Source organism: Leisingera sp. SA32, assembly GCF_056033425.1.
Window position 1 is genome coordinate 1 of record NZ_JBVYHB010000011.1, and the last position, 19,375, is coordinate 19,375.

At 62.0% G+C, this 19,375-nt stretch carries 19 protein-coding genes and 1 pseudogene; 11 read left to right on the forward strand and 9 right to left on the reverse strand.

Features of this window, described 5'->3' with window-relative positions; genetic code table 11:
- Positions 1-34: 34 nt before the first annotated feature.
- The 3 genes from AC0IPL_RS15135 to AC0IPL_RS15145 form a co-directional block, all read right to left on the reverse strand.
- Positions 35-1,161 (reverse strand): IS3 family transposase gene (locus AC0IPL_RS15135; protein ID WP_474275345.1). Its coding sequence is split into 2 segments (ribosomal slippage): positions 35-897 and positions 897-1,161, totalling 1,128 coding nucleotides; the frame shifts between segments, so codons are not numbered across the junction.
- 29 nt (positions 1,162-1,190) lie between these two features.
- Entirely contained in the window at positions 1,191-1,577 is a 387-nt protein-coding gene (locus AC0IPL_RS15140; protein WP_474275346.1) for a hypothetical protein, read from the reverse strand.
- 39 nt (positions 1,578-1,616) lie between these two features.
- A complete protein-coding gene (locus AC0IPL_RS15145; RefSeq protein ID WP_474275347.1) occupies positions 1,617-1,883 on the reverse strand; it encodes a hypothetical protein in 267 nt (88 codons plus the stop codon).
- Positions 1,884-2,223: 340 nt separating this feature from the next.
- Between AC0IPL_RS15145 and AC0IPL_RS15150 the strand changes: the two genes are divergently transcribed.
- Complete coding sequence (locus tag AC0IPL_RS15150) at positions 2,224-2,643, forward strand: hypothetical protein (protein WP_474275348.1); 420 nt, start codon at positions 2,224-2,226, stop codon at positions 2,641-2,643.
- Positions 2,640-3,038: a hypothetical protein gene (locus AC0IPL_RS15155; protein WP_474275349.1), complete on the forward strand. Its 399-nt coding sequence runs from the start codon at positions 2,640-2,642 to the stop codon at positions 3,036-3,038. Before AC0IPL_RS15150 ends, AC0IPL_RS15155 begins: the two co-directional genes overlap by 4 nt.
- A 553-nt stretch (positions 3,039-3,591) precedes the next feature.
- Here the strand turns inward: AC0IPL_RS15155 and AC0IPL_RS15160 are convergent.
- Positions 3,592-4,323, reverse strand: a pseudogene (locus AC0IPL_RS15160) (Crp/Fnr family transcriptional regulator); the annotation flags it as partial.
- A 155-nt stretch (positions 4,324-4,478) separates the two neighbouring features.
- Here AC0IPL_RS15160 and AC0IPL_RS15165 point away from each other — a divergent pair.
- Entirely contained in the window at positions 4,479-4,721 is a 243-nt protein-coding gene (locus tag AC0IPL_RS15165) for a hypothetical protein (RefSeq protein ID WP_474275351.1), read from the forward strand.
- A 247-nt stretch (positions 4,722-4,968) separates the two neighbouring features.
- Positions 4,969-5,229, forward strand: coding sequence for a hypothetical protein (locus AC0IPL_RS15170; RefSeq protein WP_474275352.1), 261 nt, complete (start codon positions 4,969-4,971; stop codon positions 5,227-5,229).
- Between the two features lie 861 nt (positions 5,230-6,090).
- Here AC0IPL_RS15170 and AC0IPL_RS15175 read toward each other — a convergent pair.
- The 3 genes from AC0IPL_RS15175 to AC0IPL_RS15185 are packed head-to-tail and all read right to left on the reverse strand — an operon-like array spanning position 6,091 to position 8,137.
- A complete protein-coding gene (locus AC0IPL_RS15175; protein ID WP_474275353.1) occupies positions 6,091-6,741 on the reverse strand; it encodes an aspartate/glutamate racemase family protein in 651 nt (216 codons plus the stop codon).
- Positions 6,738-7,421, reverse strand: a complete 684-nt coding sequence (locus tag AC0IPL_RS15180; RefSeq protein ID WP_474275355.1) for a flavin reductase family protein — start codon at positions 7,419-7,421, stop codon at positions 6,738-6,740. Before AC0IPL_RS15180 ends, AC0IPL_RS15175 begins: the two co-directional genes overlap by 4 nt.
- 17 nt (positions 7,422-7,438) lie before the next feature.
- Positions 7,439-8,137, reverse strand: a complete 699-nt coding sequence (locus AC0IPL_RS15185) for a GntR family transcriptional regulator (RefSeq protein ID WP_474275357.1) — start codon at positions 8,135-8,137, stop codon at positions 7,439-7,441.
- 274 nt (positions 8,138-8,411) lie between these two features.
- Between AC0IPL_RS15185 and AC0IPL_RS15190 the strand changes: the two genes are divergently transcribed.
- The 7 genes from AC0IPL_RS15190 to AC0IPL_RS15220 all read left to right on the forward strand — a co-directional run bounded on the left by AC0IPL_RS15190 (position 8,412) and on the right by AC0IPL_RS15220 (position 16,667).
- Positions 8,412-9,983 carry an ABC transporter substrate-binding protein gene (locus AC0IPL_RS15190; RefSeq protein WP_474275358.1) on the forward strand — a complete coding sequence of 524 codons (1,572 nt, stop codon included), beginning with the start codon at positions 8,412-8,414 and terminating at the stop codon, positions 9,981-9,983.
- Between the two features lie 67 nt (positions 9,984-10,050).
- Positions 10,051-11,022, forward strand: coding sequence for an ABC transporter permease (locus tag AC0IPL_RS15195; RefSeq protein WP_474275359.1), 972 nt, complete (start codon positions 10,051-10,053; stop codon positions 11,020-11,022).
- Positions 11,019-11,975 carry an ABC transporter permease gene (locus tag AC0IPL_RS15200; RefSeq protein WP_474275360.1) on the forward strand — a complete coding sequence of 319 codons (957 nt, stop codon included), beginning with the start codon at positions 11,019-11,021 and terminating at the stop codon, positions 11,973-11,975. Before AC0IPL_RS15195 ends, AC0IPL_RS15200 begins: the two co-directional genes overlap by 4 nt.
- A gap of 12 nt (positions 11,976-11,987) precedes the next feature.
- Positions 11,988-13,184, forward strand: coding sequence for an amidohydrolase family protein (locus tag AC0IPL_RS15205; RefSeq protein ID WP_474275361.1), 1,197 nt, complete (start codon positions 11,988-11,990; stop codon positions 13,182-13,184).
- Positions 13,181-14,665, forward strand: coding sequence for a chlorohydrolase family protein (locus tag AC0IPL_RS15210; RefSeq protein WP_474275363.1), 1,485 nt, complete (start codon positions 13,181-13,183; stop codon positions 14,663-14,665). The genes AC0IPL_RS15205 and AC0IPL_RS15210 overlap by 4 nt, the downstream gene beginning before the upstream one ends.
- Positions 14,666-14,679: 14 nt before the next feature.
- Entirely contained in the window at positions 14,680-15,705 is a 1,026-nt protein-coding gene (locus AC0IPL_RS15215) for an ABC transporter ATP-binding protein (protein ID WP_474275510.1), read from the forward strand.
- Positions 15,702-16,667, forward strand: coding sequence for an ABC transporter ATP-binding protein (locus AC0IPL_RS15220; RefSeq protein ID WP_474275364.1), 966 nt, complete (start codon positions 15,702-15,704; stop codon positions 16,665-16,667). Before AC0IPL_RS15215 ends, AC0IPL_RS15220 begins: the two co-directional genes overlap by 4 nt.
- A 357-nt stretch (positions 16,668-17,024) precedes the next feature.
- On the opposite strand, the gene AC0IPL_RS15225 is transcribed toward AC0IPL_RS15220, so the two are convergent.
- Both AC0IPL_RS15225 and AC0IPL_RS15230 read right to left on the reverse strand, forming a co-directional pair.
- Entirely contained in the window at positions 17,025-18,743 is a 1,719-nt protein-coding gene (locus tag AC0IPL_RS15225) for a recombinase family protein (protein ID WP_474275366.1), read from the reverse strand.
- A 78-nt stretch (positions 18,744-18,821) separates the two neighbouring features.
- Entirely contained in the window at positions 18,822-18,980 is a 159-nt protein-coding gene (locus tag AC0IPL_RS15230) for a hypothetical protein (RefSeq protein WP_474275367.1), read from the reverse strand.
- Positions 18,981-19,375: the final 395 nt, after the last annotated feature.

A 19,375-nucleotide genomic window follows, 5' to 3' on the forward strand; every position in this document is an offset into this window, starting at 1 on the left:
TGGTGTGCCCCCATCGGGTGGTCCAGTTTGAATGTTAGTGCATAGTCGGCCTTTGGTCTATCGGGACAATGCTCTTGGGCGCTGGCGGCCGGTATCCTAAGGCGCTGTGGGGCCTGACCGTATTGTAGTGACGCCGCCAGCGTTCGATCAGGATCTGGGCCTCGCGTAACGTGGTGAAGACCTCGCCGTTGAGCAGCTCATCCCGGAAACGGGCATTGAAGCTCTCGCAGTAGCCGTTCTCCCATGGTGAGCCGGGGGTGATGAATGCGGCTTTCGCACCGACGGCATCGATCCAGGCACGCACCTTCTTGGCAATAAATTCTGCACCATTATCCGACCTTATGTATTCCGGCGGGCCGCGTAGGATGAACAAATCCGTCAATGCGTCGACCACATCCGTTGAATTGAGCCTGCGTTTGACCCGGATCACCAGCGCCTCCTTCGTGAACTCATCGATGATATTCAGCGTGCGGAAGATCCGCCCGTCGTGGGTTCGGTCCTGAACAAAGTCATAGGACCAGACATGGTTCGGGCGCTCCGGCCGCAGCCGGACGCAGGAACCATCATTCAGCCAAAGTCGGCCTTTCTTGGGTTGCTTTTGCGGGACTTTAAGCCCCTCCTGCCGCCAGATCCGTTCAACGCGCTTGTGATTTACATGCCAGCCGCTGTTGTTCAGCAGCCCAGTGATCATGCGATATCCATAGCGGCCAAACTCTTCGGCCAACGCGGTGATGTCCTCGGTCAGCCGGGCTTCGTCCGGTAGACCACAGGGCACCTTGCGCTGCGTAGAGCGATGCTGACCTAATGTGCGGCAAACCCTGCGCTCCGATACGCTGAGGGTTTGCTGCACATGGTTGATGCACTGCCTGCGGCGGGAAGGGCTTAGAAGTTTCCCCGTGCGGCCTCGGCCAGGATCATCTTGTCCAGTGTCAGATCCGACACGGCTCGTCTGAGCCGGGTATTCTCAGCTTCCAGCTCTTTCAGCCGCTTGAGCTGATCGCGGCTCATGCCGCCATACTCCTTGCGCCATCGATAGTAGGTCTGAACCGTCACTCCGATCTGCCGCACGGCCTCCTGAACTGATTTGCCTTGCCCTTGCAGCACTTCAACTTGTCGCAGCTTCAGCACGATATCTTCGGGCTTCTCTCGCTTGCCGGCCATCTCGTCGTCCTCCTGAAAACGGGATAATTCTATCCCAAAAGGTGGACCACTTCAGTGGGGGCGTTCCACTTGTCGACGTCAAGGGCCGCAAGACAGGCCTGCGCAATGTCGCGATCCGGGGCCTTAGCTCCAGGAACCGTTGCCCAGCCAGCTTGCATCAGAGCGTCTCGCCGCTTGAACGTCGGAGCCGCTCTGATCGTTGCCAGCTTTGCAGACCGATCCAAATCTGTCTGGGCCATGTTCAGGCAGACCGGCACCAGTGCGGTGACGACATGGTCGCGGGCCATCGCCGCGGATCTGTCGCTCGAGGTTCCGCCGGTTACCCAGCCTCCCCAGGAAAATCCTGCTATGCTGACCATTACTGCGCCGATCGCGACGCCGTAGAGACCGGGTTTAAGCCATTCGGGAGCATTCATTGTGGTTCCTCCAGCGGGGAGAGCGCCGCCTCGCTATACTCAGGTGTTGCGTTTCTGGTCTTGGCCGAGCGCTGCTTCCAAATCCGCCCAAGTAATAGGCCGCATCTCTGTTCGGCCGGGCAAACGCCCCTTGCCGTGTACGGTCAAGTAAATCGCAGTTCTGCGGTAAGCCGTGAAACTCAGCCCTTCGATAAGCTCCTCCTCGACCAGCACTTCGTATTCGCCGGAAGGCAGTTCGTCTGGATATCCGGATAAGGTAAACGGCTGCGGGAAAGTCATGGTGGATTTGATTGAGCGTAAGGCCATCACCGGTCTCCGCGATGTTTGCATGTCTTCCGCGCTGGCTTGGCTGTAGCATTCCGGTTGCAGAGTGGCCGCCAAACTTTGCGGTCATCATACATTATCCCAGAACCAGGCGGGTCGCGCTGACCCATGTTAGCGCCGCCGAGACCAGGGTCGCGCGGGCCAATCTGGACCTGCCCTGCGGCTTGGCTTCAGGGGGGCACCGACTGATCTGCGTCAGCGCGTGATCCGGGCGATGCGTGTACGATCGGAGGTATCCGCAGCTTTTCCCGGCAAGGGGCGGCTCCGCTCACCCGGAACAGCCGCTTTCAAATCCGGGCACATCAAAAGGGAGAATACGCCGATGCCCGCCGCTGGCATTCTTCATCCGCATGACCCGGAGTTTGACCGGTTCTTGCAAGCCTTCGTTGGTGAAGACCGGAATGGCAATGCCGTTACCGTTCTTTCGGCCTTTGCGCGGCTTGAACTCGAACCTTGGGAGGAGGCCGCCACGCTAGCCTCCCTGAAGAAACAGGCCGCGGGCTCGCGACTGGAGATGCTGCTGTTGCAATTCCGTGACGTGCCTGCACTCAAGCAGGATGGTGGATCGGTCGCGCGAAAATTGACTCGCCTTCTCCCCAAACATCGCAGTCTCGTGACGGCCGTTTCTGGTGGCGCAGAAACCGGATCGGCAAATTTTTCCGGTTTGATCTGGGCGGTACTGACGCTCCTCTTTCTGATTTTGCAGTTTATACTCGCGGGCATTCAGGGAACTGGCCAATGATAGTGGGCAAAGCACAGAACGGCGACCGCAAGCAGGGTGGCCTCTCCGCCCGGGACAATGCGATCCTCTGGGATCAGGAGGAGCGGTGCTGGACCAGCGGCGCGGAAAGCGCCCGCACCGTGACTGCAAAAAACGCAGTGATGGTGCTTCCCTATCCGCCGGGCATCCTGCAGGGCGGGCAGATCATTGAGCATGTGAAGCAAAACACGGGCTGGCGAACAGTGGTAATGAAGGACCGCAGCCAAGTCAGGCAGGGACCGGTTGCGGTGCTTGCCTACCGCGTATCTGCTGAAAAGTCTGGATTACCGATCTATGAGGCGCTTTGCACGTCCTCATATCTGCAAGACAACGGGCGTTGGCTGCGCCTGTCACATCAGCAAACCCCCACCAGCTGACGTCGGCTGCTTGAATCCTCACCACGGAGCAAAACCTTGAACGCGCATACCGGCATGTGAACGGGCTGCTGAAATGTTCGTTCAAAAATCACCGGTCAGAAGACCCGGATCCCGCCTCAAGCTAACCTGAGTCAGTGCTGCGCTGCGCGGAAGATGGGTACATGGGCCCGTGCCCGCCGAATCTCCGGCGGCACTCATTTTCGGGCAATAGTGAAGCGCGGGATGCGTGCGGTTCCTCAAACGGACTGTACAGCACTGCGCGTTCTATTCTCGGAATGTCCAGGAAAGGACAATCCAATGACACCTGAACAGACCAATGCCACCGAAAAGATGACCTCGGTCAAAGCAGCCTGTGACAAAGCAACCGCCGGTCCCAAAAAGGACCGGGCCTTGAAACATTACCAGGCTGCAGAAAAAGCGCATGAGGCGCATAACTACGCCGAGACGAACAGGGAACTCGACGCGGCGAAGAAAGCAATCTCCTGACACGTCCTCGTTCTAAATGAAAATCAGGTCGCCCCAAGTTATTCCGGGGGGGGGGCGACCTTCGTCGTTTCAAGAGCGGGCCTGTCTGGTCCAGATATGCCGGATCGAAGCCCGAAAAGTCGATCAATCCGTTATAATTGTCGAACCTCACACGGCCGTCCCGAAAGGTTAGCAGGCCGCTGTCGCGAAGCTGCCGCAGAACGCGGTTCACATGGACGGCGCTTAAGCCGAGTGCATCAGCAAGCTGATACTGGGTCAAAGGACAGGCGTACCCTTTTTTGCTCCCCATTCCGACCAGTTTCAGCCTTGCCCCCAGTTCCAGAAGGAAATGGGCCATGCGTGCATCCGCAGCGCGTCGGCCAACTCCGACGAGATGCTCGACCACCATGGCTTCGTCCCGTGATGCCGCCCAGAGAATGGCTGCCGCCAGGCGAGGCGTCTTCTCGAAGGCTTCCAGAAGGTCGTCCGCGAAGACTTCGACAGCCTGAATATCCGTGACCGGCTCAAAGCTGTGGTCGGACGTGCGCAGCAGCACGCTGCGCAATCCAAGAAAATCTCCTGGTATCTGGAAATCCACGATCTGGCGGGTGCCGTCCGGCTGAAGCTTGTAGGAACACACCCAGCCGGCGACCAGAATGTAAGCGGCCTGATCCGACTGCCCCTGATGCACCAGATCACGCCCCGCCACAAAGGACCGGCGGCGCAGATGCAAACGCTTCAAGACGCCTAATTCATCATCAGACAGGGCGACAAAAACTTGCAGCTTGCGTGTAAGCGGGCTTTCTAAGATATCCGTCATCGGGGCCTCGCAAGCCGGAAAGAAACTCCAGACGCAATGGCGCGGAGACTGCTTTCGGTTAGCCCAGCATACCATTTTTTCTGCGAAGATGCTTGGGACAAGCGAGGCCATTCGGCCGCGCATTATTTTACCGTCACCCGGAAGGAATACATGAAATGCTTAGCGAGAAGGACTTCCCGGGAGTGGCCGCCCTTTCGATCTGCGAAGCACTGCTGCTGGCTATGAACGATAACAAAGTCCTGCCTGAACACGAGATCGTGGGTATCCTGCGCGATGCGGCAAAGACACATGAGAACGCAGCTGGCACTGACAACGATATAGAGGCGCACCTGGCCGTGGCGGCTCTGATTAACCGGATCATCGCTGGTGGTAACTCCGTTCGGAGGCCGCCGACATGACATACTCAATCGCAGCGGGTTAGACATCGCCTATGCCGCTTACGTCCGACTCGTACGATGCACGGGGCCAACAGCCCGGTCTGCAGGACATGCCGGATGGCACATGCCGCCAAGACGGCAGCGTCCAAACTGACAAGCAGGATGCCGGATCCGCCTCAAGGGCGCGGCAAGCGCGGATCCAGCCACGACAGTTGCCTGTCAGTGGCGGTGCAGGCGTTTATTGGTAGGCCAACCGAAGGAGACCGTTATGCAACTTCCAAATTCCAGGCTGGAACAACTACATTCAGAAATGTGCTCTGCGCATACGGAACGTCAGAGTGAACAGTTACGGACACGGCAAACTGACAGCGCTGCATCCGAAAAGCTTGAACAGGTCCAAGCAGAGATTAAGAGCTGGACTGACGATGCCCGCAAGGTTGAAGCCGATGACCGCGACGAGCAATCTGTCGCTGATTTGTTGAAGCGAGCCAGGGAAATAAACCGGGAACTTAGTGAGGGCTATGCATAATTTGGCCAAACCTTCTGCATTGTGATCCCGATCCAAGATGCCCGCAGCTTTCTGACCTCGTGGCCACCATTCGCCTGAGCTGCAGGCCCCAAGCGCAATCGGAAATTGCGGAGTCCAATCGTTTATTTACCGTAACGCGCAACTTTCGCGAAAGGAGATTGATATGAACTGGGACCAGATCGACGGTCGCCGAGAAGCGCTGGCAGGCAAGATCCAAGAGCGTTAAGTCGCGCGTCTATCCTGTCCAGACGCCATGCAGCGAAAGCGCGGTTTTGATCTACCTTTCGAACTCAGCAAGCATTAACCGTTTCCGTAACAAGGGCTGCAAAGCAGCGAGAAGCCCGCCGCATGTGCAAAGCGATGCTGCGTCAGCGAAGAAGAAAAATCCAAGGTCGGCGTTGTCCCGCATCCCTTCCGTTCGATTATGATTGGTGGCTGCGCGTGCGGCGAAGGTCTGCTCCTTTCATTGCTCGTGCAGCATGGGATCGCCGCCCGGCTGGCAGACCCCAAGACTTTGCAAACGTCGCTGTCTGCGCTTCGTTGCCATTCGAACCAGGCGCAGCATCGCCTTCGCTGCGCCTGGTTCGAGTGTCGAGATTGGGCTGTCTGCCGTCAACCAGCGGCCGGGACCGAGTGCGGTATCGCTGCAACCATGCTGCCGCAACGCCGCAATTCCCCAATAAGTTCAAGCTGATGTCCGCCGGGCGCATCGGCATCCGGAACCATCCGCACCTGCGAAATTAGCGCCCGCAGCGCTGCCGTGGCTTCCCGCTTCACCTCCGGCGCGTTCAGCGACCGAGCGAGATCCTCGACCAACTCGCGGTAGCGCTGCAAAAGGCTGGGGCCTGAGCCTAACGAAAATCAGCCGCCGGCAGACCAAGCGCGGTTCGCGAGGGCCAGGGCTGCTTCTATTGGATCGATGAACGCCAGGCCCAGCTCTTTCGATAGGTCGGTGGCCAACCCGCCCATGCCTGCGCAGCCCAGGACCAGCGTGCGGGTTCCGGCGAAGTCATCGCAGGCCTTCTTTGCCGTTTCGGCCAGCCGGTTCCGCGCGCTGGCGCGGTCGTGTTCGAAATCCAGCACCGGCACTCCGGAGGCGACAACCGCAAGACAGTGGCGTTCCAGACCGTAGCTTGTGATATTGGCTTCCAGCACCGGCACCGACAATGCCGAGGTGGTCAGCACGACAAAAGGTGCTGCCCGTTCATCCGCCTGGGTGAAGCTTGCCTCGCCCAGGCCTAGGATCGGCACCGGGCAGCTGCGGCGCGCCGCGGGCAGGCCAGTGTCGTCAAAACAGCCGATCACGCCGAGGTCAAAGCCGCCCGCGGCCAAAAGCGCCAGGGTGCCCGGCTCTGCCGCGTCACCATCAGCCTGGCCCTGGATCGCGGCGGGCCCTTGTGTGTTGGTTGCGCCGGATACCTCAACGCCTTGCGGCGCGAGGTTGCGGGCCTGCTCCACCATTCGGCGGGTCATCTCGGCGGTGGCGTTCGGGTTCACGAAACACAGCTTCATCCGTGCAGGCTTTCGCTCTGGCGGTTGGTGAAGGCGGTCCATTCCTCCAGTGACATGGTGGGGAGATCAAAGGTCTGGTTCGAGCGGCAATAGCCGTGGCCGCCCATCCGCCCCAGCGCGTCGAGCGCCACCGGGTCGACATGGTGGCGGTCGTTCACCAGTCCGGGATGGCTGTGCATGGCCAGCACCTCGCCCAGAATGATTTCGCGGGATTTTCCGATGTTCAGAGTGGTGTGGCGGCGGCACTCAAAGCGCACCGGGGCCTCGGCGATCTGCGGGCAGGAGACAAATTCGCCCGGCAGCATGGTCAGCCTGGCCTCTGCAATCTCGTCGACCTCCGGGCCGAAGGGCACCGCGGTGGTGTTCATCGCGTGCAGGTTGGCGTGGGCGGCGATGTTGACGGTGAATTCTTCGGTCACCCGGATGTTGTGGGCAGTGTCCTTGAACCGCATGTCGGCGTGGTTTTCGACGCCGATGGCCAGAATGGCGGGGTCGGAGGACAGGCAGTTGAAGAAACTGTAGGGGGCGGCATTGGCGATGCCCGCCTCGCTGACCGTAGTCACCCAAGCGATCGGCCGCGGCACCACAGCGCCGATCAGCAGCTTGTAGCGTTCGCGCGGCGTCAGCTTGGCGAAGTCGAATCGCGTCTGCCCGGTTGCGGGCTGGGTGTCGTGGGTCATGGCGGGTCTCCCGGTGTCTAGGGTTTTGTCTTGGTAGGCCGGTAGCGTGACAGGATCTGCGCCACGTTGTCGGAGTCGGCGTCTTCGGGGTTGAGCAGGGCGCGGTTCTGCACCCCGTGCAGATGGCTCTGCATGCAAGCGCTGGCGCGTGCGGCATCGCCCTCGGCGAAGGCGGCGATCAGTTCGGCATGTTCCTCGACGCCGCATTCGGCAGAGTGAACCTGCGCGAACCGCGCCAGGATCAGCGAGCAGCGCGAAACGATTTCATTTACGTAATTGGCCAGGATCTTGGAGCCGGTCAGCTCTGCCAGCAGGATGTGGAACTCACCAGCCAGCCGGATTGAGCGGGTATGATCCTTGCCGAGGTATTTCTCTTCTTCCTTCACATGCGCCTTCAGCGCCTTGATGATCGGCTTGGGGTCCATCTTGCACAGGCGCTGTATCACTTCGCGTTCCAGGCACTGGCGCATCTCGAAGATGTCATAGGCTTCTTCGATGGTGGGTTCGGCGACTGATGCACCGCGATTCGGCTGCAGATCGACCAGACCTTCGGCGTCCAGGCGCACCAGCGCATTGCGTACAGTCGTGCGGCTGACGCCGAAAGTTTCGCCAATCGAATCTTCGGGAAGTTTCACGCCGGGCTTCAGCGCCTGTTCGATGATGGCTTGGCGGAGGGAATCGTAAACTGGAAAGCTGCGGGTCGATGATTTGTACATTTACTGTGCTCTCATGCTTGAAATTTAAGCGTTTTCAGGCGGAGGCCTGAGGCTTCGGCGAAACTAGCAGCTTTCGGTTGCTTTGTGTTGGATACAGTTACTGAATACAATCTGTAAACATTTTTGTAGACATAAATGAATCTGATCCATAACCTCGCCTCAACATCCGGCAGGATCCGGGTGCTGCGGAAACCGCAAAAAGGCACAGAGAAGGCCGTGTTCGAAATGGATGCAAAAGTAACGAATTTTGTATTCGCAACAGGGAGACCACAGAATGATCTCAAAGACTGAACTGAAGGCCGCGCTCCTCGGCGGCATGGCGGCGGTGACGCTGGACTCCGCGGCAGCGGCGGAGACGGTGCGCTGGGGCGCGCCGCGCGACATCGTCTCGCTAGACCCGTATTCCTATGGTGACAGCTACACGATCAATTTCCTCAACCACATCTATGAGGGGCTGGTGCGCTTTGACCGCGATCTGCAGATCGAGCCGGCGCTGGCGGAAAGCTGGGAGATCATCTCTCCCACGACCTGGCGGTTCAGCCTGCGCAAGGATGTGAAATTCCATAATGGCAACGCCTTCACCGCCGAGGACGTGCTGGCCTCGCTGACCCGTGTCAGCGACGAAAGCTCACCGCTGAAAGGCAACCTGCCGGCCTACAAAAGCGCCACCGTGGTCGACGATCATACCATCGATATTGAACTGACCGGTGCCTATCCGCTGCTGCTGAACGACCTGACCAACATCCACATTTTCGACAAGGACTGGCTGGTTGAGAACAATGCTGAGATGCCGACCGACGTCAGCGCCGGGGTCGAGGGCTACGCCACCTTCAACACCAATGGCACCGGCCCGTTTGTGCTAGAAAGCCGCACCCCCGAGGCGCAGACGGTGCTGGCCGTGAACGAGGGCTGGTGGGATGAGCCTCAGCATAACCTGACCCGGATCGAATTCCAGCCGGTGACCTCGGCCGCGACCCGTGTTGCAGCGCTGCTGTCCGGCGAGGTTGATTTTGTCGACAGTGCGCCGGTGCAGGATCTACCGCGTCTGGAGGCGGCGCAGAACCTGAAGGTTCTGGAGCGCACCGATCTGCGTACCGTGATGCTGGGCTTCAACCGGCGGGATGAACTGGTGGCCGGTGGTGAGAACCCGATGAACGATCTGCGCGTGCGCCAGGCGATGCAGCTGGCGGTGGACATGGATCTGATCCAGTCCCGTGTCATGCGTGGCAAATCCCGCAATGCCGGCACGCTGGTTGCGCCCTCGATCCCCGGCTATTCCGAAGCGCTGGATGATGTCGTGGCGGCCGATCCCGGAAAGGCAAAGGCACTGCTGGTCGAGGCCGGGTATGAAGACGGTTTCGAATTCGACTTTGTCTGCACCAATGAAAGCTACGTGAACGAAGAGCAGTTCTGCCAGGCGATCGCCTCCATGTGGTCGCGGATCGGGTTGAGCCCGCGTCTGGACATCGGCCCCACAGCCAAGCAGACGCCCAAGCGCGCCGGCGGCAAGGCGGATGTCTATACCATCGGCTGGGCGACGCTGCCGATGCTGGATACCTATTCGATCCTGGTGCAGATGCTGCACAGCAAGGAGGGCAACTCCGGCGTGTTCAACTGGGGCAGCTGGTCCTATCCGGAAATTGACAAGCTGACCCAGGCTGCCTCGGTCGAGCTGGACCGCGAAAAGCGCCTGTCGATGGAAACCGAGGCGCTGCGCATTGCCAAGGAAGAAATCGTGATGATGCCGCTGCACCAGCAGCCGATGGCCTGGGCGGTTTCGGCGGACTTCGAGGACTTCCCGCAGTTCCCCGACAACAAGCCGCGCATGTGGTTCGTGATCCGGTAATCCCCCACTGGGGCAGCGCCTGCCGGGGGCTGCCCCGTTTTTTCAACACTACAGGGGAGAGGCACCGATGCTGGCTTTTCTGATCAAGCGGACGGCGAATGCGATCTTCGTGATGCTTTCCGTCAGTTTCATCGCGTTCATGATCTTCCGCTTTGTCGGTGATCCGGTTGAGCTGATGCTGAACGAACAGGCCACCCAGGCCCAGCGGGATGCGCTGCGCGCCAAGCTGGGGCTGGATGAACCGTTCATCGTGCAGTTCACCACCTTTGTGAAAAACGCGGCGCAGGGGGATTTTGGCATTTCCTTCCGCAACCAGCAGGATGTTCTGGCGATGATCGCCGAGCGCTTTCCCGCAACCTTTGAGCTGGTGATCGTGGCGACGCTGATCTCGCTGGTGGTTGGCATCCCGCTGGGGGTCATCACCGCGATCCACCGCCAGCGCTGGTATGCGGAAACGCTACAGTTCACCTCGATCATCGGCATATCGCTGCCCAGCTTTGTGGTTGGCATCGGGCTGATCCTGATCTTTTCGGTCTGGCTTGGCTGGTTCCCCGCCTTTGGGCGCGGTGAGACGGTGGATCTGGGCTGGTGGTCGACCGGGTTGCTGACCCCGTCGGGGCGGCTGTCGATCATCCTGCCGGCCCTGTCGCTGTCGCTGTTTCAGATTACCCTGGTGATGCGGCTGGTGCGGGCCGAGATGCTGGAGGTGCTGCGCACCGATTTCATCAAGTTCGCCCGCGCCCGCGGCATTCCGGCCCGCACCATCCATTTTCGCCACGCGCTGCGCAACTGCCTGATGCCGGTGGTCACCATGACCGCCATGCAGATCGGCGGGCTGATCGCCTTTGCCTTGGTGACCGAGACGGTGTTCCAATGGCCCGGCATGGGGCTGCTGTTCATCCAGGCCGTGACCTTTGTCGATGTGCCGATCATGGCGGGATACCTCTGCATCGTCGCGCTGATTTTCGTCACCCTCAATGCCCTGGTCGATATCACCTATGCGGTGATCGACCCCCGCCTGCGCGGAGCTGACAAATGACCGATATCCGAACCCAACCCGAAACCGCCCGCGCGCCCCTTGCCGCCCGCCTGGCCCGGATCGCTGACAGCGACCTATGGTGGAGCTTCAAGAACTCGAAATCCGCGGTTGGCGCGGCGGCGGTGCTGGCCTTTGTCACCGTGACCGCCTTTCTGGCGCCGGTGCTGGCACCGCAGAACCCCTATGACCTTGCGGCGCTGGAGCTGTGGAACGCCGAGCTGCCGCCGGTATGGATGCAGGGCGGGCAGATGCCCTTTGTTCTGGGCACTGACGTGCAGGGGCGCGATATTCTGTCGGGTATCCTGTACGGGACGCGGATTTCCATTTTCATCGGTATTGCCTCGGTTGCGGTATCGCTGGCAATTGGCCTGCTGGCCGGGCTGGCCGCTGGCTACTATGGCGGCTGGGTCGACAATGTGCTGATGCGCATTGGCGATGTGCTGCTGTCGATCCCGATCATCCTTGCGGCCATTCTGGTCAGCTCGGTCGCGCAGGCGCTGTTGCCGCCGGAGTTGCGTGAGGCTGGCATCGCCGCGGTGCTGGTGCTGGCCATCGCGCTGTATTCCTGGGTGCAATACGCCCGCGTCGTGCGGGCCCAGACGATGGTCGAGCGGCGCAAGGAATATGTGCAGGCTTCGCGGCTGGTGGGCACGCCGGGGCGGCGGTTGATGCTGAAGCATATCCTGCCCAACACGCTGACGCCGGTGTTCGTGGCGGCAACGCTGAATTTCGGCCTGGCGATTCTGATCGAGGCAACGCTGTCCTTCCTTGGCGTTGGCATGCCGCCGAACCAGCCCTCGCTGGGGACGCTGATCCGGGTCGGCAACCAGTATCTGTTCTCCGGCTCCTGGTGGATCGTGCTCTTCCCCTCGGTGCAGCTGTGTATCCTGGTAGTGGCCGTGAACATGCTGGGCGACTGGCTGCGCGACGCGCTCAACCCGAAACTTCGCTAAAGGACGACTGTGATGACTTCACTCTTGATCAAACAGGCCCGCATCGGGGATGGCGACAGCGCTGACATCCTGATCCGCGATGGCCGGATCGCAGAAATCGCGCCGGGGCTGGACGCCCCCGGCGTGCCTGCTGAGGACGCCGTGGGTGCGATCGCCATTCCCGGGCTGGTGGATGCGCATACCCATCTCGACAAGTCGCTGATCGGCTGGCCCTGGTACAAGAACGATGTCGGCGGCGGCAACCTGATGGCGATGATCGACAACGAACGCGCGATGAAGGCGCGGCTGGGGCTGGATCCGCATGTGCAGTCGATGCGCCATGCCCTGCAGACCGCCGCCTATGGCGCAACACTGATCCGCAGCCATGTGGACATCGACACCGACGGCGGGCTGCGGGCGCTGGAAGGCGTGATGGAAACAGCCGACAAGCTGGCCGACGTGGTCGAGATCGAAACCGTGGCCTTCCCACAGTCCGGGCTGACGATCCGCGAGGGCACGGCGGAGCTGATGGATCAGGCGCTGGCGATGGGGGCGGATCTGGTCGGTGGGCTGGACCCCTGCGGCGTGGACCGTAATCCCAAGGGGCATCTCGACGTGGTCTTTGGGCTGGCGGAAAAACATGGCAAGGGCGTCGACATTCACCTGCATGAACGCGGTGAGATGGGCATGTTCTCGATGGAGGAGATCCTGACCCGCGCCGAGGCCTTGGGCATGACGGGGCTGGTCACCATTTCCCATGCCTTCTGTCTGGGCATGAACGACTATCAGCGGGTCGAGGCGATGCTGGAGCGGCTGGCCGCGCTGGATGTGCGGATCATGACCACCGCGCCGGCGTCCTCGCCCGCGCCGATGGTCAAGCGGCTGATGGCGCATGGCATCCGCATTGGTGCCGGCAATGACGGTATTCAGGACACCTGGGGGCCCTATGGCAACGGCGACATGCTGGAACGCGCCAAGTTCATAGGCCTGCGCAACAACCTGCGCATGGACAGCGAGGTGAAGACCGCGCTGGATATCTGCGCGGGCGGCGGTGCCGAGGCGATGGCGAAACCGCGCCGCGCGCTGGAGGTCGGCGCGCCGGGCGATGTGGTGCTGGTGCAGGGCGAAACCGTTGTGCAGGCGGTGGTCACCCACGCGCCGCGCCAGCTGGTGGTCAAGGCGGGCAAGGTTACGGCGCGCGGTGGCAAGACAGTGGTGGAGGCCCCATGAGCCGCTTTGCTGACCTGCCGCTGGGGGCCCGCCCGCCGGGACGCTGGGCGTTGCGGGCGGCCTGGGTGATCGCCGACACGCCGGACGGTCGCCATCTGGTGCCAAACGGCGAGGTGGTGATCGACGGCGGCCGAGTCATCCACGTGGGCTTGCCGTTCGAGGGCGAGGTTGCGGCCCGCTACGACATGGGGCAGGCGCTGATCGCGCCGGGTTTTGTTGATCTCGACGCGCTGTCCGACCTCGACACGACGCTGCTGGCGCATGACAACTGGCCCGGCGACAAGAAGGGCCGCGTCTGGCCGCGCTCTTACGTCGATCGTGGCCCCTATGAAATGTACAGCCCAGAGGAACTGGCGTTTCAGAAGCGCTTTGCCTTTGGCCAGTTGCTGCAGAACGGGATCACCACCGCGGCACCCATTGCCTCGCTGTTTTACCGCGAATGGGGTGAGACGGTGGAGGAATTCACTACCGCTGCCGAGGCCGCAGAAGAGCTGGGCCTGCGCGTCTGGCTGGGGCCCGCTTATCGCAGCGGCGGCATGGTGGCCGAGGCCGATGGCCGCCTGGTGGCCGAGTTCGACGAGGCGCGCGGCTTGGCGGGGCTGGAGGCGGCGCTCGGCTTTGCCGTCGCGTGGGAGGGGCATGACCTGATCTCGCCGTTGCTGGCGCCGGATCGGGTGGAGACCTGCACCGCAGAGCTTTTGCGCCGTACCATGGCCGCGGCGGAGGAGCTGAACTGTCCGGTGCGCCTGCATATGGCGCAGGGTCAGATGGAGCGCGACACCGTTCAAAAGCTGCATGGCATGAGCGCGCCGCAGTGGTTGAACAGCCATGGCCTGCTGAATGCCCGTCTGCTGGCACCGCATGCCACGGTCGCCGATGATGCGGATCTTGATCTCTACGCCGAGCATGGCGCCAGTGTGGTGCATTGCCCGCTGGTCGCGGCCCGGCACGGCGGTGCGCTGCGCTCATTCCGGCGGTTGCGCGACAAGGGCATCGGCATTGCCATGGGTACCGACACCGCGCCGCCGGACATGGTGCTGAACATGGCGGTTGGCATGATGATGTGCCGGGTGGTGGAGAGCGATCTGACCACCATCACCTCGGCCGAGATGTTCGATGCCGCCACCCTGGGCGGTGCGGCGGCTCTGGGCCGCGACGACATTGGCGTGCTGCGAGTCGGGGGCAGGGCGGATATCGCCGTCTTTGACCTGTCGGATAGCGCAATGGCGCCGACCATCGACCCGGTGCAGACGCTGATCCTGGGCGCCACCGGACGGGTCACCAGGGCCGCCATCGTCGATGGCCGCCTGTCGATGCGCGACGGCGAAGTTGCCGGCATCGACATGGCTGCCGCCCGCCTGCGCGCACAGGCGCAGTTCGACGGGCTGCTGGCCAAATACCCGGACCGGACGGTTGGCCATCCGCCGCTGGCCGAGATCTTTCCCCCGACCTACCCGCCGCTGACGCGGCCCCAGACCTGAAGGATAACGAGATGATGCTGAGGCAAGCACCTGCACCACAGGACCCAAGCAGCCAGCCCGTGCCCGAGGGGACGCCAGCACTGGAGGTCGACAGGCTGACCGTAGAGTTCCCGACCCGCCGCGGGTTGCTCACCGCCATTGATGATGTCTCGATCCGGATTGCACCGGGGGAGATCCTTGGCGTTGTTGGCGAATCCGGGGCCGGTAAGTCGATCACAGGTCTGGCGGTGCTGGGCCTGTTAGAAGCGCCGGGCCGGATCGCCAAGGGCGAGATCCGTGTTGGCGGCCGCCGGGTCGATACCCTGACAGAAGAAGAACTGACCCGCGTGCGCGGGCGTGAAATGGGCGCGATTTTTCAGGATCCGCTGACCGCGCTGAATCCGCTGTTCTCGATCGGGGCGCAGCTGATCGAGACCATCCGCCTGCACAAGCCGATGTCGCGCGAGGCGGCACAGAAAAAAGCCATCACCCTGCTGCGCGAGGTCGGCATCCCGGCACCGGAGGAGCGGCTGAAGCAGTATCCGCACCAGTTTTCCGGCGGCATGCGGCAGCGGGTGGTGATTGCACTGGCGCTGGCGGCGGAGCCGCAGCTGATCATTGCGGATGAACCCACGACGGCGCTGGACGTGTCGATCCAGGCGCAGATCACCACGTTGCTGCGGCGACTGTGCGACGAGCACCGCACCGGCATCATGCTGGTGACCCACGATATGGGCGTGATCGCCGAGACTGCCGACCGGGTCGCGGTGATGTATTCGGGCCGGGTGGTGGAAACCGGCCGCGTCGAGGACGTGCTGCATGATCCGCAGCACCCCTATACCCGTGGGCTGATGGCCGCGATTCCCAGCCTGCACGCGCGCAGCGGCACACTGGCGCAGATTGACGGCGCGATGCCGAGATTGAACGCGCGCCCTTCGGGCTGCGCTTTTCACCCACGCTGCCCGCAGGCCGGACCGCGCTGCCTGCGCGAACGGCCGCAGCTGGTTCCGGCGGCACGCAGCGAAGCGGCCTGTTTCATCCAAGACGGAGGCACCCAATGATGCAGATCAGCGATCCAATTCTGACCGTCGACCGCGTGTCAAAACGTTTTGACGTCTCTGCGCCCTGGCTGAACCGGGTTCTGGAGGGCAAACCAAGGCTGCTGGTGAACGCGGTGAACGAGGTCAGCTTTACCATCGCCCGAGGCAGCTGTTTCAGCATCGTCGGCGAATCAGGCTGCGGAAAATCCACCGTGGCGCGGCTGGTGACCGGGCTTTACGCCACCAGCGGCGGCGATATCCGCTTTGGCCGCGGCGCCGAAGGGCGCCCGGTGCGGGTGCAGATGATTTTTCAGGATCCGCACTCCAGCCTGAACCCGCGCTGGCGCATCGGGGATATCATTGCAGAGCCGATCCGCGAGATGAAGCTGCGCAGCAGCGAAGCCGAGACTGCCGCCCGCGTCGAGGAGCTGCTGCAAACGGTGGGGCTTGCGGCGGATGACGCAAGCAAGTTCCCACATGAATTTTCCGGTGGCCAGCGGCAGCGCATTTCGATCGCGCGGGCGCTGGCCTGCGAGCCGGAGCTGCTGGTCTGCGACGAACCCACCTCGGCGCTGGATGTGTCGGTGCAGGCCCAGATCCTGAACCTGATGCGGCGCCTGCAGCAGGAGCTGGGGCTGACCTATCTGTTCATCAGCCACGACCTGAGCGTGGTGCGCCATATGTCGGACATGATCGCGGTGATGTATCTTGGCCGCATTGTCGAAATGGCGCCGGTGGAGGCCCTGTTTAGCCAGCCGCTGCATCCCTATTCGCAGCTGCTATTAAACACGATTCCCGACATCCACGCGCCCAAGCGCGGCCGCAGCGTCGACAATGGCGAGCCGCCCAGCCCGCTGAATCCCCCTGCGGGCTGCGCCTTTCATCCGCGTTGCGCGTTGGCAACCGAGGCCTGCCGCAAAGCGGTGCCGCCGCTCAGGCATGTGTCGGAGCAGCACCATGCGGCCTGCCTTCTTGCAGGGTGAATTGGAGTTCATGCGCAGCGGTATCACACCCCGCAACTGCGAACGGAGAGCGTGACCGCTATACCCGTTGGATCCAGCGGATCCGGTAGAGGTCGGCACGCTTTGATCCGCAAGTAAGGAGGCCTGCCAGCGGAAAACAGTTTACAGTCGGGCGGAGGCCCCGTGGAAAGAAGAGATGACTGTGTCCCCAGCGCTTCGCGTTTGCGTGCTTTCACTAATTGGGCCTTTATGGGCACTTGCATCTATCTGGTTTCCGCAACCTACGTCAGTCGGTCCGGATTGGACGCGCTGGCTGATGGCCTAGTAGTTGCAGGGGCCTTGGATGGCGGAGGTGCGGCTGGCCGTGGCAGGCTGCAATTATTGGGCTTGGACAAAACAGTGTCCAAATCCTGCTCCCGCAACCAGCTTTAGCGAATGACCGTTCGCCACAAAGCCCGCCTCATCGGCGGGCTTTGTTTTTGCAAGCAACTCCATAAGCTTACCTTGAATCTCAAGCTCGTGGTGTTCCTTCTGGTCATCCCAGCTCACCACAGCCGTGTCGACCAGCGTGTGAAGTTCGTCAGCTGCCGGACCTGCCACCGCCTCATCCGAAAGCGTTCTTGCAAGGTCAGCCACGTAGGTTTTGTAAAGACCGGGCAGGTCGTCCGGCAGGTCGATCGGAGTGGGAACAAGGATCTCCCGCTCGGCCCGCAGGGCCTTCAGCTCGGCATCCACCGCATTCAGCCGCTCGATCAGCGCCTCTAAGAAGGTGCCGCCCTCGACCGCGCGCATGAGGTTGGCGTGGGTCTTCTCGGTCTCCCGGATCCGCTCATCGTGGCGACGCAGGGCCTCGCCAGTCTCGTGCTCTTGGGCCCGCATCTTCTCGACAAACTTCTTCCGAAAATCCTCATAGGCGGCGTCTTGCATCAGGCCAGTGCGAAGACCGCTCAGGATGCTCTCGGCGGCGTCGGTCTCGGCCAGGCCGGGCATGCCTGTGCAAACGGCCTTGCCCTTCTCCTTATGGTTGGCACAGTAATAGCGTCGGCGCGCGCCTCTGCCCGCGACAGTAAGGTTGCCGCCGCATTGGCCGCAGCTCAGCAGCCCTGAGAGAAGGTACTTCCGTCTGCGCGCGCTTTGCGCGGCTCCGGCTCCGGAGCGGCCCCCGGCTTTGGCGCGCGTGCGTTGGCTGTCAATTCCCTCCTGGCGCGCTTTGACCTCGTTCCAGAGGGTCTCATCGATGATCCGCAGTTCCCGCTTCTCGGTGAGCAGCCAGTCGTCGGGCGGGTTGGGCTTGGAGACCCGTTTGCCGGTCTCGGGGTGTTTGGAATAGCGTTGCCGGTTCCAGACGTGGCGCCCGGCGTAGAGTTCGTTGTTGAGAATACCTGTGCCTCTGGCCCGGTGACCGTAGATCGTGTTGGCCTTCCAGTGACCGCTGCCTGCGCCGCGCCCGCGCGGGGCAGGGACGGAAGCCGCATTGAGGTCGGCCGCAATTTGGCGCGGAGATTTGCCTGCGGCGTATTCCGCGAAGATGCGGCGCACAATCGTAGCTTCTTCGGGGTTGATCTCCATGACGCTGCCGTCTGACTTTCCGTCGCGCTCAGGAAGCGCTTTCGAGAGATAGCCGTAGGCCCGTCCTCCAGTGTTCTTGCCCGCCTCAGCACGGCCGATGAGGCCACGACGGGTCTTGTGTGACAGTTCTTCCAGAAACAGCTGTGCGAAGGTGCCGAGAATCCCGATGTCAAAGATCCCCAGCTTTCCACGATGGGGCTGGTGCATCTCGACATCGGCGTGGCGGGCCTTCTTGTAGAAGAGCATCAACACTTCAAGATCGCGCGCCAACCTGTCGAGGTGCTCGAACAGGACGATGTCGCAACCGCCATCAGCGATGAAGTCCTGCAAAGCGTCAAAGCCGGGAGGACCGCGTGTCGCGCCGCTGATCGCCACATCCTGGAAGACCTTCACCACAGTCCAGCCGTCCTGTCGGTCCGCGTGTTGGCGGCACAGGCGGACCTGGTCATCGATCGATGTCGGGTTCTGCAGGTCGGTCGAGTAGCGCGCATAGATCGCAACGCGGAGGGGCTTGGCGGCGTGCAGCATTCAATACGTTCCATAAAGGCGGGCGCGTGGAAATCTTGCGCCTGGCAGCGGCTTTGTTCAGCCTCGCCCAAAACACGGTTACCGCGACCAAAGACGGTGCAGGTTCCTTGTTTTGGCCAAAATCAGAGGCCAGTGTGACCTTACCTCGTCCGGAGTGTCCGCCTTCGCGTTGGCCTCCCGGGCCGCCCGCTTGGCGGCAACTTCGGCGATGAGATCGATCAGGTTCGTGAGGGCCATGGGCTTCTCCTTCGGCTGTGGGCACCGAAAACCGACAGACCGGCGAGACCGTGCTCTCGCGTGTGATTGATGAGGCCGTGCGGGGGTGACCTGCACGGGCGTCTTCTTTGCGGGCGCGCCGACATCTGTAGCAGCAGAAGGGTCGTCAGCGCGCCCTGACGCGGGTGTTCCAGCCCGCGTGTTCTGTCAGGCTGCGCTGCTGCGCAGCGCTTCCAGGGCCTTCTCGGCCTTCAGGATGTCGTGCACCGCTGCGAGCGTCGCATAGAGCTCGAAGAGAGCCGCCACGGCGTTGGCTAGGCGGTCGGCTTCCGACCTCCATCGACACGGCGCGGTAGATGACGAGACCGGCGCCCTCGATCCGGCTGCCTGATTCGTCGCTGAGCGGGCCGGCCAGA